Below are 15,443 nucleotides of genomic sequence, written 5' to 3'. Positions count from 1 at the left end.
GTCCCGAACCGCTCGACCTGGCCGGACCCGGTCGCCTCCCGCCGTACGTCCCGCCGAACCGCCCGCCGAAACAACCCGTTCCCCTGGGGGAGTTGGAAGCACACGTGACCACCTGGACCGACCACACCGCCGACCGCCCCATCTCGCTCACCGCCCCGAGCGGCATCGACCGCGCCGCCCACCACCGGCTCGACGAGGCCTGGCTCGCGGCGGCGTGGAGTCACCCCACAACCCGCTGCTTCGTGGTCTCCGGCGGCCAGGTCCTCATAGACGAGACCCCGGACGGACGCACCGAGATCGTCATGACCCCCGCGTTCGAGGCGCCCCTGACCGAGGCACACCGCTACTTCCTGGGCACCGACGAGGACGGCGTCAGCTACTTCGCCCTCCAGAAGGACGCCCTGCCCGGCCGTATCGACCAGTCCGCCCGCGCGGCAGGCCTGCGCGAGGCCGGTCTGCTCCTGTCGCCGCGCGACGCGGGCCTCATGGTGCACGCGGTCGGACTGGAGAACTGGCAGCGCACCCACCGCTTCTGCTCCCGCTGCGGCGAGCGCACCGCCATCGCGGCGGCCGGCCACATCCGCCGCTGCCCGGCCTGCGGCGCCGAGCACTACCCGCGCACCGACCCCGCCGTGATCATGGCCGTCACGGACGACGAGGACCGCATCCTCCTGGGCCGTCAGGTCCACTGGCCCGAGGGGCGCTTCTCGACCCTCGCCGGCTTCGTCGAGCCCGGCGAGTCCATCGAGCAGGCGGTGCGCCGCGAGGTCTTCGAGGAGGCCGGCATCGCCGTCGGTCAGGTCGAGTACGTCGCCAGCCAGCCCTGGCCGTTCCCCTCCAGCCTCATGCTCGGCTTCATGGCCCACGCCACCTCGACCGAGATCGACGTGGACGGCGAGGAGATCCACGAGGCCCGCTGGTTCTCCCGCGACGAACTGGGCGCGGCCTTCGAGTCCGGCGAGGTGCTCCCGCCGTACGGCATCTCCATCGCGGCCCGCCTGATCGAACTCTGGTACGGCAAGCCGCTGCCGACGAGGAGCGTCTGACCGAACGAGGAAGGCGGCCTCCGAGACACACGTGCGTGGCTCGGAGGCCGCCTTCCTCTGCTGCGGCAGCGGGAGCGGTCAGACGCCGACCTTCTGCTTGACCTGCGCCAACGAAGGGTTGGTCAGCGTCGATCCGTCCGGGAAAAGAACCGTGGGCACCGTCTGGTTGCCCCCGTTCGCCTTCTCCACGAACAGTGCCGACTCCGGGTCCTGCTCGATGTTGATCTCTTCGTACGCGATGCCCTCGCGGTCCATCTGGCTCTTCAACCGGCGGCAGTAGCCACACCACGTGGTGCTGTACATCGTCACAGTGCCCGGCATGTCTCTCGCACTCCTCAGCTGCTCGGGGATCCGTCCTCGCAGAGAGGGAACGTACTTGAAAGGGCCACCATTCCCACACCCGGTGCGGCGCCGGGCGTGATGCCTGCCGCACCGGCGTGACGCCTGCCGCATTAGTACGACTGCGGGGGTCTCCCTGTGGACAACGGACTCACCTGTCTCCGGCGACCTGGCAGCATGGCCGTGTGACAGCAGCAACGCACTCCACGCTCTTCCCGCAGGTACCGGATTCGGCCGACGCGGTGCTCGAGGGGCTCGACCCCGAGCAGCGCGAGGTGGCCACCGCCCTGCGCGGTCCGGTGTGCGTGCTGGCAGGCGCCGGCACGGGCAAGACACGGGCGATCACCCACCGCATCGCCTACGGAGTGCGCGCCGGGATCCTGCACCCCTCCAGCGTGCTGGCCGTCACCTTCACCAACCGTGCCGCGGGCGAGATGCGCGGCCGGCTGCGCCAGCTCGGCGCCGCCGGCGTCCAGGCCCGCACCTTCCACTCGGCCGCCCTGCGCCAGCTCCAGTACTTCTGGCCGAAGGCGGTCGGCGGCTCCATGCCCCGGCTCGTCGACCGCAAGATCCAGCTCGTCGCCGACGCGGCGGCCGCCTGCCGCATCCGCCTCGACAGGGGCGAACTGCGGGACGTCACCGCCGAGATCGAATGGTCCAAGGTCACCCAGACCGTCCCCGCCGACTACGCCCTCGCGGCCGTCAAGGCGGGCCGCGACGCACCCCGGGACCCGGCGGAGATCGCCCAGCTCTACTCGGTCTACGAGGATCTCAAACGGGACCGTGGCGTCATCGACTTCGAGGACGTCCTGCTGCTGACCGTCGCCGTCCTCCAGGACCGGCACGACATCGCCGAGCAGGTCCGCTCCCAGTACCAGCACTTCGTGGTCGACGAGTACCAGGACGTCAGCCCCCTCCAGCAGCGCCTCCTGGAGCTGTGGCTCGGCGAGCGGGACAACCTGTGCGTGGTCGGCGACGCGAGCCAGACGATCTACTCGTTCACCGGAGCGACCCCCGACCACCTCCTGGACTTCCGCACCCGCCACCCCGGAGCCACCGTCGTCAAGCTCGTCCGCGACTACCGCTCCACCCCCCAGGTCGTCCACCTCGCCAACGGACTCCTCGCCCAGGCCCGCGGCCGGGCCGCCGACCACCGCCTGGAGCTGATCTCCCAGCGCGCGGCCGGCCCCGAGCCCGGCTACACCGAGTACACCGACGAGCCCGCCGAGGCCGAGGGCGCCGCCCGTCGCATCCGTGAACTCATGGACGCCGGTGTCCCGGCGAGCGAGATCGCCATCCTGTTCCGGACCAACGCCCAGTCCGAGACCTACGAGCAGGCGCTCGCCGACGCCGGTGTCCCCTACCAACTGCGCGGCGCCGAGCGGTTCTTCGACCGCCCCGAGGTGCGCAAGGCGAGCATCGCCCTGCGCGCGGGCGCCCGCTTCGGCGGCAACGACTCCCTCCTCGACGACGTCGTCGACCTGCCCTCCCAGGTGCGTGCCGTGCTGTCGGGGGAGGGCTGGACGTCCCAGCCCCCGGCCGGCTCCGGTGCCGCCAGAGAGCGCTGGGAGTCGCTGGCCGCACTGGTCAACCTCGCCCAGGACTTCGCCGCCGCCAAACCCGGCGCGAGCCTCGCCGACCTCGTCGCGGAGCTGGACGAGCGGGCCAACGCCCAGCACGCCCCCACCGTGCAGGGCGTCACCCTGGCCTCCCTGCACTCGGCCAAGGGCCTGGAGTGGGACGTCGTCTTCCTGGTCGGCGTCGCCGAGGGCATGATGCCGATCACCTACGCGAAGACCGACGAGCAGATCGAGGAGGAGCGCCGCCTCCTCTATGTCGGAGTCACCCGAGCCCGCGAGCGCCTGCACGTCTCCTGGGCACTCTCCCGCTCGCCCGGCGGCCGTCCGAGCCGCCGCCCGAGCCGCTTCCTGGACGGACTGCGCCCCGGCTCCATCGGCGCGGCCGGCCGCGCGGCCGCGGGCGGTCCGGGGGGCGTCGAGCGCGGCTTCACCACCAGCAGACCCGCTGCCGCCGTGCCGCGGCGCACCCAGCGCACGCCGGCTCGCTGCCGGGTGTGCGGACGCACGCTCACCGATGCCGGCGAGATGAAACTGATGCGCTGCGAGGACTGTCCGTCCGACATGGACGAGGGGCTCTACGAGCGGTTGCGCGAGTGGCGCGCCGTCCAGGCGCAGCGCAGCGGGCAGCCGGCCTTCTGCGTCTTCACCGACAAGACGTTGATGGCGATCGCCGAGGCCGTCCCGGACGACGACGGCGAGTTGGCACGGATCCCCGGCGTCGGCGTGCGCAAGCTGAACCGCTACGGGGCCGAAGTCCTGGCCATCTGCGCAGGCCAGGAGAGCGGGGAGGACGACGAGGAGGACTGATTCAAACTCGTCGAGAAAATAGTTTGCGCATGCCCCGGCAATCCCCATAGGTTCTTATCCACGGGGACGGAGGCCTTCTCGAAGGCCCCGATTCCGTGCTCTACTTACATATCCGTGGACTGGTTCACCCCAGTCCCCCCGAGACGCCGAGAGGAGGCGAGTCCAGTGATCAGCATCAACAGCAGCTACACCAGCGCCGTCAAAATGACCGATCGCTCGGTCGTCGCCTCCCTGTGCATTCTCGACGCCTCGTTCCAGGGCACCGGTCTGTCCGGCATCCGTGCCGCCCAGCCGGCGTCCTCCGTGTCTCTCGCGGGTCTCCCCGTCCTGGGTCTCCCCGTGAATGAGCGCAATGAGCGACCGACTAAGGCACTGGAAGCAGTAGCGGCAAAGGCGCAGGCCTATGCCTTTACGGCGACCGGTGCCGGAAGCCGGAAGAAGACGACGCAGCACCACCTGATGTGGGCCTTCCGTGGGCCAGAACCCTGGAGTGATCCAGCCTGATCGTCGATCAGGCCGGCGCCTTCAGGGCCGCGGAACCCCACCCGGGATCCGCGGCCCTTCTGTTTGTCCCCGAACGGGGACGACGGAGCGAAGGGGCCTCGGGACAGAAGCAGCACCCGGTACCCAGCCGCCACCCGGTCCAACAGGACCGGAATGACCAGACGAGGAAGACCGACCGTGCATCTCGAAGCGCACGCCCCGTCCGTACCGCCTTCCGAAACGATCTCCCCGCCCGGCCTCACGGAGGACTCCACCTTGACCGCGCTCACTCCGCTCACCGCGCTCACCGCGCTTGACGACGCCATCGAGAACCTCGGCGTACCCGTCCCCTGCCGTTCCTACGACCCGGAGGTCTTCTTCGCCGAGTCGCCGGCCGACGTCGAGTACGCCAAGGCCCTGTGCCGCACCTGCCCGCTGATCGAGGCCTGCCTCGCCGGCGCCAAGGAGCGGCGCGAGCCCTGGGGCGTCTGGGGTGGCGAGCTGTTCGTCCAGGGTGTCGTCGTCGCCCGGAAGCGGCCGCGTGGCCGCCCGCGCAAGAACCCGGTCACGGCATGAACATCGCAGGAACGATCGACCGCCCCGTCACGCACGACCCCAAGAAGCAGGCCCCGATGAAGCCGTCCACCAACGAGCCCACTGCCGGCTCCGCGATCGAAGACACCACCACCGGCGCGACCGACTCGCGCCAGAACAGGACCCGCGAGATGCAACTCATCCCAGAAGCCCTGGCTCGTGCGCATATGCACGACCGACTGCAGGAGGCGGAGAGCGAACGCCGGGCAGTGAGCCTGGCGTCCGCCCGCCGGATGCAGCGCCGGGCCGAGCGCGCCTCGAGGCGTGCCCGCCGTGCGCTGGCCATCGCCGTCATGCAGTAACCGATCACACCTGAAGCAGTGGCCTCCCGATCAGGGAGGCGAAAGCTCCCCGCGGGGGCCGGTCCGTCCGAACGGACCGGCCCCCGCGGTCATGTGGTACAGCCGCCGGGATCACGCCTCCGCGGCGGACTCCTCGGCCACGTCCGCCACGTGCTCCGTGTCCTCCGCGTCCACAACGTCCTCCAGGACGAACCCCGGCAGCCACTCCTCCAGTTCGTCGCGCAGACGGACCGTCGCGCCCAGCTGGCACAGGACGCCGATCGTGCTGAGCGTCACCCGGTGTATCAGCAGGTACGCGGGCGGCAGGTTGAGCTGCTTGCCGAGCTGGTGGGCGGGGGAGCGGGGGTCGGCGACACGGGCCGCCTGGCTGCGCATCCAGCCGCGGGTGAAGGTGAACTCGTCGGCCCGGGCCGGCTCGATGATCGGCACCAGGTAGTCGAGAACGGCGCTCGGGTCCAGCTCTATGGAGTCCTTGACGAAGCCCTCCGCGCACAGGAGTTCGTAGACCGCCTCCGCGTCTCCGTCGAGCGTCATCCGCAGGGAGTCCCCGATCGGGGTCGGTAGACCGCCCGGAAGCCGGTCGACCGTGCCGAAGTCCAGGACGCCCAGCCGCCAGTCGTCGTCGCCTGCCGGGCCGCCGGGCAGCAGACGGAAGTTGCCCGGGTGCGGGTCGGCGTGCAGGAGGCCGGTGCGGGCCGGGCCGGAGAACAGGAAGCGGGCCAGCAACTGCCCGGCGCGGTCGCGCTGTTCCGGCGTGCCCTCCGAGATGATCTCCGAGAGCGGGATCCCGTCCATCCACTCGGTGATCAGCACCTGCTCGCACTGGTGGACCACACCGGGCACCACGACATCCGGGTCGTCCAGGAACTCCTCGGCGTGCGTTTCCTGGGCCTGCGCCTCCAGGCCGTAGTCCAGTTCCTCCGAGACGCGGTCCTTCAGCTCCGCGATCAGGGGCTTGATGTCCATGCCCGGGATGAGCGGACCCAGGAGACGGGCGAAGCGGCTGAGCTGGTTGAGGTCGGAGAGAAGAGCCTCGCCTGCTCCCGGGTACTGCACCTTGACCGCCACCTCGCGGCCGTCGTGCCACACCCCGTGGTGCACCTGCCCGATCGAGGCCGCCGCCGAGGGCTTCTCCTCGAACTCCAGGAACAGCTCCTGCCAGTCCTTCCCGAGCCGCTCCTCCAGCACCGCGTGCACGGTGCGCGTCGGCATCGGCGGTGCCGCCTCCTGCAGTTTGGTCAGGGCCGCCCGGTAGGGGCCCGCGACCTCCTCGGGGAGCGCCGACTCGAACACGGACAGGGCCTGGCCGAACTTCATCGCGCCGCCCTTGAGCTCACCGAGGACCTTGAACAACTGGTCCGCCGTGCGCTGTTGCAGCTCGCGGCCGACGAGCTCCGCCGACTCACCGACGATCCGCTTGCCCAGTCCCCAGGTCGCCCGCCCGGCGAAGCCGAGTGGCAGCGCGGCCAGCTTGGCAGTACGGGTGACCGCCTTGCGGGGAAGATCAGACATGCGCCCTCCAAGTCCCAGCCGGTCGTGCCGTGTCTGCCTTACGGCGGGACTCCTTCGACGACCGATGCCCCTCCATTGTCTCGTGTGACTGCTCGTCCTTAGGTGTGTGTTCCCCCTTACCTTTCTCCGCACCTGTCTCGGCACCTCTCTCCGCGGCCCCGCACGGGCATGCCGGATGCGCCCAGACCGGTCGCGCATGCCAGTTCAGACCCGGTAGGGACACCTCCCAGCGGGCGCCCGTGCTCGAAGGCCGCTGGCCGTCGAGGAAGGTGAGCGCATGTGCTGCGGCCAGGCCGGCGACGGTCGTGGCCAGCGTCAGGTCGCAGGGCCGCGCCTGACGCGGTGCCCCGGAGCGCCACTGCGCGACCAGGCGTGGCCAGACCGGGTCCCGGTCGGTGCGCCCCTCGTGCAGGCAGCCCGCGCAGCCCGTCTCACCGGGCAGGACCAGGGGGCCCACGACACCGGTCGCCTCCACCACACCGGCGTACAGATGCGGGGTGCCCGCGGCGATCAGCGGTTGGGCCTCGGCGGGGGCGGGCGCGTGCACCGCGACATCGTCGCGCGGGGCCAGGATCACCAGGGAGAAAACGGGGTCGTCGTCCATGCGGGTCGACCGCGGACCCCGGCGCGGCGGGCGGTCCGGCGCGGATCGGCGTGCCGACCGCCGGGCGGCCTCGTCCCTGCGGTCGCCGACCGACTCGACGGGCAGTCCGCCCGGGGAGACGTCCCACGGCTCGACCCGGCCCACATCGCGCACGTCCACCTCACCGATCCCGGCACCCGCCAGCAGCGCGGCGATGACCGCACCCACCCGGCCCGCACCCCGAATCTGCACGCGCAGTGACCGGCGGGCGGCGAGGCGGCCCATCGCGTCGCCCGGCTCGGCGGTGAGCAGGGACAGGGAAGCCAGGTCCGGGCGCAGCCGGTCGAGGACGTCCTTCTTGCCGCGCAGGGTGTCCGCGGCCGGGCCGCCTCCCCTCGCGTCGTCCAGCAGGCCGGCCCTCGCCAGCCCCGCCACCAGCGCGTCGACCTGCCTGTCGGGCAGGTCCGTGCGACGGCCCTCCTCGCGCAGCAGCGGCAGCCCGCGGGTGCCGTTGAGCTGGTCCAGGAAGCTGCCGGTCGCCGTGTCCATCGGCCCCAGGGTCAGCGCGTGCGTCGGAGCCATCCCGAACTGCACGGTGTTGAGATCGCGCCAGGCCCGCCTGAACGCCGGCTTCACCACCGGAACCATCCGGTCGTCGATCGGGTCCTCGATGCGACCCGCCCGATTCCTCTGATCCACCTCGTTCATCCGGTCCGTCTGATCCATTCGGTCCATCGACTGCATGGCAAGCCCCCGTCGTACGTCCCCGTGAGCCGGTGGAGCCCGTCCTGCTTCCGCCGGCGAGAGTCAGCATGCCCGGACCGGGCGAGGGGGTGCCGAAAGTTGTCCACAGGGGGTGGATATTCGTCGTACAAATCAAACGCTCGGTGGGGGATCGCCACGGAACCGTCCCGGAGTCGGGACTTCCCACGTGTGCAACGGGTAACGTCGGGGCGTGCCCGCCGACCCACTGCACAGCGCCGGAATGCCACAGCGCAGTACGACGAGCCAGCCGCCGAGCGGCTCGGGGGCGAGCGCGATCGAGGTTCGCAGGAGCGCCCGTCGCCGTAGGACGGTCTCCGCGTACCGCGAGGGCGATCGCACCGTCGTACTGATCCCTGCCCGGATGTCCGAGGCGGAGGAGCAACGCTGGGTCACCGTCATGCTCGACAAGCTCGCCGCACAGGAAAGCAAACGGGTGCTCGGCGACGACGAGCTCGCGGAGCGCGCCGCGCGGCTGTCGGCCCAGTACTTCGAGGGGCGGGCCCGGCCCGCCTCGGTGCGCTGGGTCACCAACCAGAACACGCGGTGGGGCTCGTGCACCCCGGCCGAGGGCAGCATCCGGCTGTCGCACCGGCTGCAGGGCATGCCCGAGTACGTCGTCGACTATGTGCTCCTGCACGAGCTGGCACATTTGCTGGTGCCCGGACACGGGCCGCGTTTCTGGCGGCTTCTGGAGGCCTATCCCCGCACCGAGCGGGCCCGTGGCTACCTCGAAGGGGTGGTCGCCGCCGATCGGCTGCCGCATCCGCCCGGAGCCCGCGGCGACTGACGGCTCCTGGTTGGCGCACAGGGGTCTTGTGTACCGGGTCTGTACCGACTTCCTCCGGTGTCGGCGTTTGCCGTTAGCCTGACGCGACGCACTCGCATTCGGGATGGGGGACGGTCGTTACGCATGGCCAGGGAATTCCAACGCGGCCACAAGGCCAAGATCAGTGACCTCACTGCGGGCACCGATCTGTACGTAGGTGTGCAGATCGGCGGCCCCGGGCTGACGTTCGACATCAGCTGCTTCGGTCTGGACGCCGACGAACGGCTCTCGGACGACCAGTACTTCGTCTTCTTCAACCAGCCGAAGACTCCCGAGGAGTCCATCCAGCTGCTGGGCGCCCAGGCGGGCGACACGGAGTCCTTCCGGGTCACGCTCGACCGGATCCCGGCGAAGATCCACAAGCTGTCGTTCACGGCGACGCTCGACGGCGCCGGACAGATGTCGCAGGTCGCCCCCGGATACCTCCGGATCGTCGCGGGCGGCGAGGAGGTGGCCCGGTACTCCTTCAACGGCACGGAGTTCTCCACGGAGCGTGCCGTGATGCTGGGCGACTTCTACCTGAAGGACGTGTGGCGGTTCGCGGCCGTCGGCCAGGGCTTCGACGGCGGTCTGGACGCGCTGCTGAAGAACTTCGGCGGCGAGGTCGCCGAGGAGGAGGCGCCCGCGGCGCCCGCTCCGCAGCAGCCGCAGACCGGCGCCGCCCCCGGATTCGCCCCGCCCGCGTTCGGCGCCCCGGCGGCCCCGGCGCCTGCGCCCGCCCCGGCTCCGTTCTCGCCCCCGCAGCCCGCACCGCAGGGCTTCACGCCGCCTCCGGCCCCGGCGCCCGCACCGAACATGCACGGCGCGCCGACCGTCATCGCGCCGATGACCCCGCCCGGCGGCGCCCAGGTGCCGCCGCCCGCCCCGGCCCCCGCGCCCTACGGTCAGCCGCCCGGCCAGAGCGCCCCGTCGCCGCCCGGATACGGACAGCCCCAGGCACCGCAGGCGCCGCACGCCCCGGGCCCGCCGCCCGGCTACGGGCAGCCGACCCCGCCTCCGGGCTACGGTCAGCAGCCGCCCGCCTTCGGGCAGGTCCCGGGACAGCAGCAGGCGTACGGAGTTCCCCAGGGCGCTCCGCAGGGCGGTGCCGGTGTGACCGCGGCGCTCCAGCAGTTCAAGGAGACGCCCACCGGTCAGCGCTGGACGCAGCAGAACAAGAAGCTCGTCCGCGTCGACCTCGGCATCGGCGGCCAGCCCGTGCTCGCCCGGCAGGGCAGCATGGTGCTCTACCAGGGCAAGGTCGACTTCAGCTACAAGGGCGCCGGGTTCGCCGGCCGGCTCGTGGGCAACGCGACCGGCCAGGAGATGCAGCTGATGCGCTGTACCGGCCAGGGCCAGGTCTTCCTCGCCGAGGAGGCCACCCACCTGCATCCCGTCGAGCTCCAGGGCGACGCGATCTGCGTCTCCGCCGAGAACGTCCTCGCCTTCGACGAGAGCCTCCAGTACGAGGTCCGCCGGATCGAGGGGCACGGCATCCCCGGGGGCGCGCTGTTCACGATGCAGTTCCAGGGCACCGGCACGATCGTCGTCAAGACGCACGGCACGCCCGTGGTGCTGCCGGTCACGCCGACCACCTTCGCCGACTGCAACGCGGTCGTCGCCTGGTCGGCCGCCGCCCAGGTGATCGTCTCGAGTCAGGTCCGCATGCGCCGCAACGCCTACCCGGGCGACACAGGCGAGAGCGTCAACCTGCAGTTCCGGGCCGCCCCCGGCAACTTCGTCGTCGTCCAGCCCTACGAGGTCTGAGGGAGCCCGTCATGAACCAGCCGCTCGCGGGCTTCGCCCCCGCACCCGTCACCGCCCGGATGGAGAACCACGGCAACCACATGCTGAAGGTCGCCATGCAGTCCGGAAGCGACCTCTTCGCGCGCGTGGGCTCGATGGTCGCCTACGAAGGCTTCATCCAGTACGAGCCCAACCCGCCCGCCGTCCGCCAGATCGCCCGCGACTGGATGACCGGCGAGGGCGCCCCGCTGATGAAGTGCTCCGGCGACGGTCTGCTCTACCTCGCCGACTACGGCGCGGACGTCGTCGTCATCAACCTCAACGGCGACGGCATCTCCGTCAACGCCACCAATCTGCTCGCCTTCGACAGCCACCTCACCTGGGGTGTCGAGCGGGTCAAGGGCCTGGCGAAGTTCGCCGGACAGGGCCTGTGGAACACCAAGATCACCGGTTCGGGCTGGGTCGCGCTGACCTCCCGGGGCAAACCGATCGTCGTCGACTGCGGCGGCGGCGAGGACGAGACGTACGTCGACCCCGACGCGCTCGTCGCCTGGTCCCCGAACCTCAAGGTGAAGGGCAAGCGCAGCTTCAAGGCGCAGTCACTGATCGGCCGCGGCAGCGGGGAGGCCTACCAGATGGCCTTCTCCGGTCAGGGCATCGTCGTCGTCCAGCCCAGCGAGGACAGCACCGACCGCCTCCGGGTCCGGGGCTGAGGGGGAGCCAGAACCGTCATGCAGAGCTCGCTTTTCGCCTACAACGACCAGCAGACCCAGGAACGCTGGAGCCTGCAGAACAAGCAGATGCTGCGCGTCACCCTGGAGGGTCACGACGACATCCTCGCCCGCAAGGGCACGATGGTCGCCTACCAGGGGCTCGTCGAGTTCGACGCCGAGTACCAGAACACCCAGCAGGCGTACGCGCGTGCCGCCACCGGCGAGGGTCTCAACCTGATGCGCTGCCACGGGCAGGGCACGGTCTACCTCGCCAACCTCGCCCAGCACGTCCATGTGATGGACGTCGAGCAGGACGGACTCACCGTCGACAGCAGCTATGTGCTGGCGATGGACTCCTCGTTGCACCACGAGGTCATCGCCGTCGACAGCCAGTACGGCATCTCCGGCTCGGGCAAGTACCAGCTCAACATCACCGGCCGCGGCCGGGTCGCCCTGATGACCTCGGGTGCGCCGCTGCTGATGCAGGTGACGCCCGACAAGTACGTCAACTGCGACGCCGACGCGATCGTCGCCTGGTCGACCGGCCTGCGCGTGCAGATGCAGGCCCAGACGCACTCCTCCGGGGTGTGGCGCCGGCGCGGCAACACCGGTGAGGGCTGGGAGCTCAGCTTCATGGGCAGCGGGTTCGCACTCGTCCAGCCCAGCGAGCTGCTGCCGCCGCAGCACACCCAGATCGGCGGCGGCCTCGCCGCGCAGTACGGCATGGGGCAGCAGGGGGCGCGGGCGCAGAACCAGGGCAACGTCTGGAGCTGAGCCTCCAGGAGTCCGACGCAACAGGAGCACGACGTAAGGGGCGCCGGCCATCGCGGGCGCCCCTTACCCGTTCACAGCCTGGCGCGGGTCGCCTCCAGCAGCCGCAGGACCGACTCGTCCGCCACGTCGGCGACCTCGTCGTAGCCGAACCAGCGCAGGTCGAGGGACTCGTCGCTGATCTCCTGCACGGCGCCCGGGGGCGCCAGAACCGCGTACTGCACGTCGAAGTGCCAGTGGCACGGCGCCGGGATCGCGTGGCGGTCCAGCCGGACCGGGCCGCCCGGCAGCAGGGTCAGCCCGGAGATGCCGGACTCCTCCGTGGCCTCGCGCACGGCGGCCGCCTCCAGGGAGGTGTCCTCCGGCTCGCAGTGGCCACCCATCTGGAGCCACATCCGCAGCTTCCTGTGCAGGGTCAGCAGCACGCGCTCGCGCGAGGGATCGACCACCAGGGCGCTCGCCGTGATGTGACCCGCGTGGCAGGCCTTCCACAGGCCGTCCGGGTGCGCCTGGAGATGATCCAGATAGGCCTGGCGCAGCTCTTCCTGGCCCTCGTACCCCTTCAGTACGAGGACCGCGTCGTCGTACAGGCTCACTCGCCGTCGTCGCCCTTGACGTCGCCCTCGGTGTCGTCCTTCTTCAGGTTCGGCTTCTCGGCGGAGCCGTCCGCCGCCTCGCCGAGCATCTTGTCGAGCTCGGAGAAGTCCAGCTGCTCGCGGTGCACGAAGCCGTCCGGGTCGTCCAGGTCGGAGGCGGTCGGCAGCATGTCCGGGTGGGCCCACAGGGCGTCCCGGCCGTCGACCCCGCGCGCGTCCGTGAGGGACGCCCACAGGCGGGAGGCGTCGCGCAGCCGGCGCGGGCGCAGCTCCAGGCCGATCAGCGTGGCGAAGGTCTGCTCCGCCGGGCCGCCCGTCGCACGGCGCCGGCGCAGGGTCTCGCGCAGCGCGTCCGCCGACGACAGACGCGGCTTCGCGGCCGCGTGGACCACCGCGTCCACCCAGCCCTCGACGAGCGCCAGCGCCGTCTCCAGCCGGGCCAGGGCCGCCTTCTGCTCGGGCGAGTCCTCCGGCTGGAACATGCCCTGCTGGAGGGCGTCCTGCAGCTGCTCCGGGTTCTGCGGGTCGAACTGGCCGACCACGTCCTCCAGCTTGGCCGTGTCTACCTTGATCCCGCGCGCGTACCCCTCGACCGCGCCGAACAGGTGCGAGCGCAGCCACGGCACGTGCGCGAAGAGACGCTGGTGGGCGGCCTCGCGCAGGGCGAGATACAGCCGCACCTCCTCCTTGGGCACGCCGAGGTCCTTGCCGAAGGCCTCGATGTTCACCGGCAGCAGCGCGGCCCTGCCCGCCGGGCCCAGCGGCAGCCCGACGTCCGAGGAGCCGACGACCTCGCCCGCGAGCACGCCGACGGCCTGCCCGATCTGCGTGCCGAACATGGCGCCGCCCATCGAGCGCATCATGCCGATCAGCGGGCCCGCCATGGCCTGCATCTCCTCCGGCAGGACATCGCCCATCGCCGCGCCGACGCGCTCCGCGACCGGGTCCACGAGCTCCTGCCACGCGGGCAGGGTCGCCTCGACCCACTCCGCGCGGGACCACGCCACCGCGGAGCCGGAGCCCGACGGCAGGGAGGTCGCGTCGTCCAGCCACAGGTCGGCCAGGCGGACGGCCTCCTCGACCGCGGTGCGCTCGGAGGGGCCGACGCTCGCGTCCTTGGTGCCGTCTTCGGTGCCCTGGGCCACGGTCTGGCGGGCGATCTGTTTGGCCATGTCCCAGTTCACCGGGCCGCCCTCGTACGAGAGCATCTGGCCCAGTTGCTGGAAGGCCGCGCCCAGGTCGTTGGGGTTCAGCGAACCGAACATGGCTGCGAGCGGATTGTCCGCACCGGGGCCGCCAAAGCCGCCGGCGCCGGGCAGCCCGCCAAATCCGAACGGGTTGGCCGGGCCCTGACCACCACCGCTCTGCTGGTCCTTCTTCTTGCCCTCGTCGCCGTCGTCCGGCTCCTCCGGCGGAAGGCCGAATCCGAATGGGGTGTCACTCACGGGATTCCTCGGCTGGTAAGGCCACCGGTTGCCTCCGGCGGCACGACTGCCCGATAACACCACCCAGCGTAGACACCGCGGACCGATCGGGCCTCGGTGCTTCGCCGACTCGCGGCCTGCGGCAGGATGGATGCCACCTGGTACGTACGCGTCACTCGCGCTCGTACTGAAGACAACCGCTGGAGACGCCCGGTGAGTTCCCCAGATCCGCAGGTTCGCGCAGCGCGAAACGAATCAACCCCGCCCGCCTTGCGCGGGCCCGTCGTCGCGGTCACCGGCGCCGCGACCGGCATCGGAGCGCTGCTCACCGAGCGGCTGGCCGCCTCGCGGGAGATCAAGCAGGTCATCGCCATCGACGAGCGGCGGGGCGAGTGCGCGGCGGCCCAGTGGCACATCCTGGACGTACGGGATCCGGCCATCGCCGACAAGCTGCGCGGCGCGGACGTCGTCGTGCACCTCGCGCTCGACCTGGACCTGGAGACCGACGCCGCCGCCCGGACGGCGTACAACGTCCGGGGGACGCAGACCGTGCTGACGGCGGCCGCCGCGGCCGGGGTCCACCGGGTCGTGCTGTGCACCTCCGCGATGGTCTACGGGGCGCTGCCGGACAACGAGCTGCCGTTGTCGGAGGATGCCGAGCTGCGTGCGACGGCCGAGGCCACCGGCGTCGGCGACCTGCTGGAGATCGAGCGGCTCGCCCGGCGCGCGCCCCGGGCGCACCCGGGCCTCAATGTCACCGTCGTGCGGCCCGCCGTCCTCGTCGGTGGCACCGACACCGCGCTGACCAGGTACTTCGAGTCGCCCCGGCTGCTCGTGGTGGCCGGTTCGCGGCCCGCCTGGCAGTTCTGCCACGTCGAGGACCTGTGCAGTGCCCTGGAGTACGCAGTCCTGGAGAAGGTCGACGGGGAACTCGCCGTGGGCTGCGAGGGCTGGCTGGAGCAGGAAGAGGTCGAGGAGCTCAGCGGGATCCGGCGGATGGAGCTGCCGTCCGCAGTCGCGCTCGGCGCGGCGGCCCGGCTGCACCGCATCGGGCTGACACCGTCCCCGGCCGGTGACCTGGCCTACACGATGTACCCCTGGGTGGTCAGCGGGAGCCGGCTGCACGACGCGGGCTGGCGGCCGCAGTGGACCAACGAGGAAGTGCTCGCGGAGCTTCTCGAGGAGGTCACCGGGCGGCACACGGTCGTCGGCCGGCGGCTGGGCCGCAAGGACGCGACCGCGGCCGGTGCGGCGGGCGCGACGGTGGCCCTGCTGGGCGCGGCGGCCGTGGTGCGGCGCGCGCGGAAGGCACGGCGGCGGATCTGATCCGCGTGCTCCCTGCGGCGCGCCCCCTGTAGGAGGCTCCAAGGCGGCACG

Annotated in this window: 15 protein-coding genes; 10 read left to right on the top strand and 5 right to left on the bottom strand. The window is 71.4% G+C overall.

Going from position 1 to position 15,443, the window contains the following annotated elements; all coding sequences use genetic code 11:
* Positions 1-104: 104 nt before the first annotated feature.
* Positions 105-1,046 (top strand): NAD(+) diphosphatase, encoded by a 942-nt coding sequence (gene nudC / locus ACWD5F_RS40040; RefSeq protein WP_402352036.1) that lies wholly within the window; start codon positions 105-107, stop codon positions 1,044-1,046.
* 78 nt (positions 1,047-1,124) lie between these two features.
* Here nudC and ACWD5F_RS40035 read toward each other — a convergent pair whose 3' ends face one another.
* Positions 1,125-1,367, bottom strand: a complete 243-nt coding sequence (locus ACWD5F_RS40035; RefSeq protein WP_401713088.1) for a mycoredoxin — start codon at positions 1,365-1,367, stop codon at positions 1,125-1,127.
* A gap of 203 nt (positions 1,368-1,570) precedes the next feature.
* Here ACWD5F_RS40035 and ACWD5F_RS40030 point away from each other — a divergent pair, with 203 nt between their 5' ends.
* The 4 genes from ACWD5F_RS40030 (at position 1,571) to ACWD5F_RS40015 (ending at position 5,151) form a co-directional block, all read left to right on the top strand.
* The gene (locus ACWD5F_RS40030) at positions 1,571-3,772 is read left to right on the top strand and encodes an ATP-dependent DNA helicase UvrD2 (RefSeq protein ID WP_451261131.1); all 2,202 of its coding nucleotides are present in this window, start codon (positions 1,571-1,573) and stop codon (positions 3,770-3,772) included.
* A 165-nt stretch (positions 3,773-3,937) separates the two neighbouring features.
* Positions 3,938-4,276 carry a hypothetical protein gene (locus ACWD5F_RS40025; protein ID WP_401713082.1) on the top strand — a complete coding sequence of 113 codons (339 nt, stop codon included), beginning with the start codon at positions 3,938-3,940 and terminating at the stop codon, positions 4,274-4,276.
* A gap of 177 nt (positions 4,277-4,453) precedes the next feature.
* Positions 4,454-4,831, top strand: coding sequence for a WhiB family transcriptional regulator (locus ACWD5F_RS40020; protein ID WP_401713079.1), 378 nt, complete (start codon positions 4,454-4,456; stop codon positions 4,829-4,831).
* Positions 4,828-5,151 carry a hypothetical protein gene (locus ACWD5F_RS40015; protein WP_401713077.1) on the top strand — a complete coding sequence of 108 codons (324 nt, stop codon included), beginning with the start codon at positions 4,828-4,830 and terminating at the stop codon, positions 5,149-5,151. The genes ACWD5F_RS40020 and ACWD5F_RS40015 overlap by 4 nt, the downstream gene beginning before the upstream one ends.
* Positions 5,152-5,262: 111 nt before the next feature.
* Here the strand turns inward: ACWD5F_RS40015 and ACWD5F_RS40010 are convergent, their stop codons facing one another.
* Both ACWD5F_RS40010 and ACWD5F_RS40005 read right to left on the bottom strand, forming a co-directional pair.
* Entirely contained in the window at positions 5,263-6,663 is a 1,401-nt protein-coding gene (locus ACWD5F_RS40010; RefSeq protein ID WP_451261130.1) for an ABC1 kinase family protein, read from the bottom strand.
* A complete protein-coding gene (locus tag ACWD5F_RS40005; RefSeq protein WP_451261174.1) occupies positions 6,656-7,894 on the bottom strand; it encodes a TOMM precursor leader peptide-binding protein in 1,239 nt (412 codons plus the stop codon). Before ACWD5F_RS40005 ends, ACWD5F_RS40010 begins: the two co-directional genes overlap by 8 nt.
* Before the next feature lie 307 nt (positions 7,895-8,201).
* On the opposite strand from ACWD5F_RS40005, the gene ACWD5F_RS40000 reads away from it, so the two are divergent.
* From ACWD5F_RS40000 to ACWD5F_RS39985, 4 genes are all read left to right on the top strand, one after another.
* A complete protein-coding gene (locus ACWD5F_RS40000; protein ID WP_401713071.1) occupies positions 8,202-8,798 on the top strand; it encodes a M48 metallopeptidase family protein in 597 nt (198 codons plus the stop codon).
* Between the two features lie 123 nt (positions 8,799-8,921).
* The gene (locus ACWD5F_RS39995) at positions 8,922-10,583 is read left to right on the top strand and encodes a TerD family protein (protein ID WP_451261129.1); all 1,662 of its coding nucleotides are present in this window, start codon (positions 8,922-8,924) and stop codon (positions 10,581-10,583) included.
* Between the two features lie 11 nt (positions 10,584-10,594).
* Positions 10,595-11,275 carry an AIM24 family protein gene (locus ACWD5F_RS39990; protein WP_401713065.1) on the top strand — a complete coding sequence of 227 codons (681 nt, stop codon included), beginning with the start codon at positions 10,595-10,597 and terminating at the stop codon, positions 11,273-11,275.
* 18 nt (positions 11,276-11,293) lie between these two features.
* A complete protein-coding gene (locus ACWD5F_RS39985) occupies positions 11,294-12,049 on the top strand; it encodes an AIM24 family protein (protein WP_401713062.1) in 756 nt (251 codons plus the stop codon).
* 71 nt (positions 12,050-12,120) lie between these two features.
* Here the strand turns inward: ACWD5F_RS39985 and ACWD5F_RS39980 are convergent, their stop codons facing one another.
* Both ACWD5F_RS39980 and ACWD5F_RS39975 read right to left on the bottom strand, forming a co-directional pair.
* Positions 12,121-12,642 carry an NUDIX hydrolase gene (locus ACWD5F_RS39980; protein WP_451261128.1) on the bottom strand — a complete coding sequence of 174 codons (522 nt, stop codon included), beginning with the start codon at positions 12,640-12,642 and terminating at the stop codon, positions 12,121-12,123.
* A complete protein-coding gene (locus ACWD5F_RS39975; protein WP_451261127.1) occupies positions 12,639-14,087 on the bottom strand; it encodes a zinc-dependent metalloprotease in 1,449 nt (482 codons plus the stop codon). Before ACWD5F_RS39975 ends, ACWD5F_RS39980 begins: the two co-directional genes overlap by 4 nt.
* A 192-nt stretch (positions 14,088-14,279) precedes the next feature.
* Here ACWD5F_RS39975 and ACWD5F_RS39970 point away from each other — a divergent pair, with 192 nt between their 5' ends.
* Positions 14,280-15,392: an SDR family oxidoreductase gene (locus tag ACWD5F_RS39970; RefSeq protein ID WP_401713054.1), complete on the top strand. Its 1,113-nt coding sequence runs from the start codon at positions 14,280-14,282 to the stop codon at positions 15,390-15,392.
* Positions 15,393-15,443 lie beyond the last annotated feature (51 nt).

It is taken from the genome of Streptomyces sp. NPDC002499 (assembly GCF_053595415.1).
This window is presented reverse-complemented; position numbering and strand designations above follow the sequence as displayed.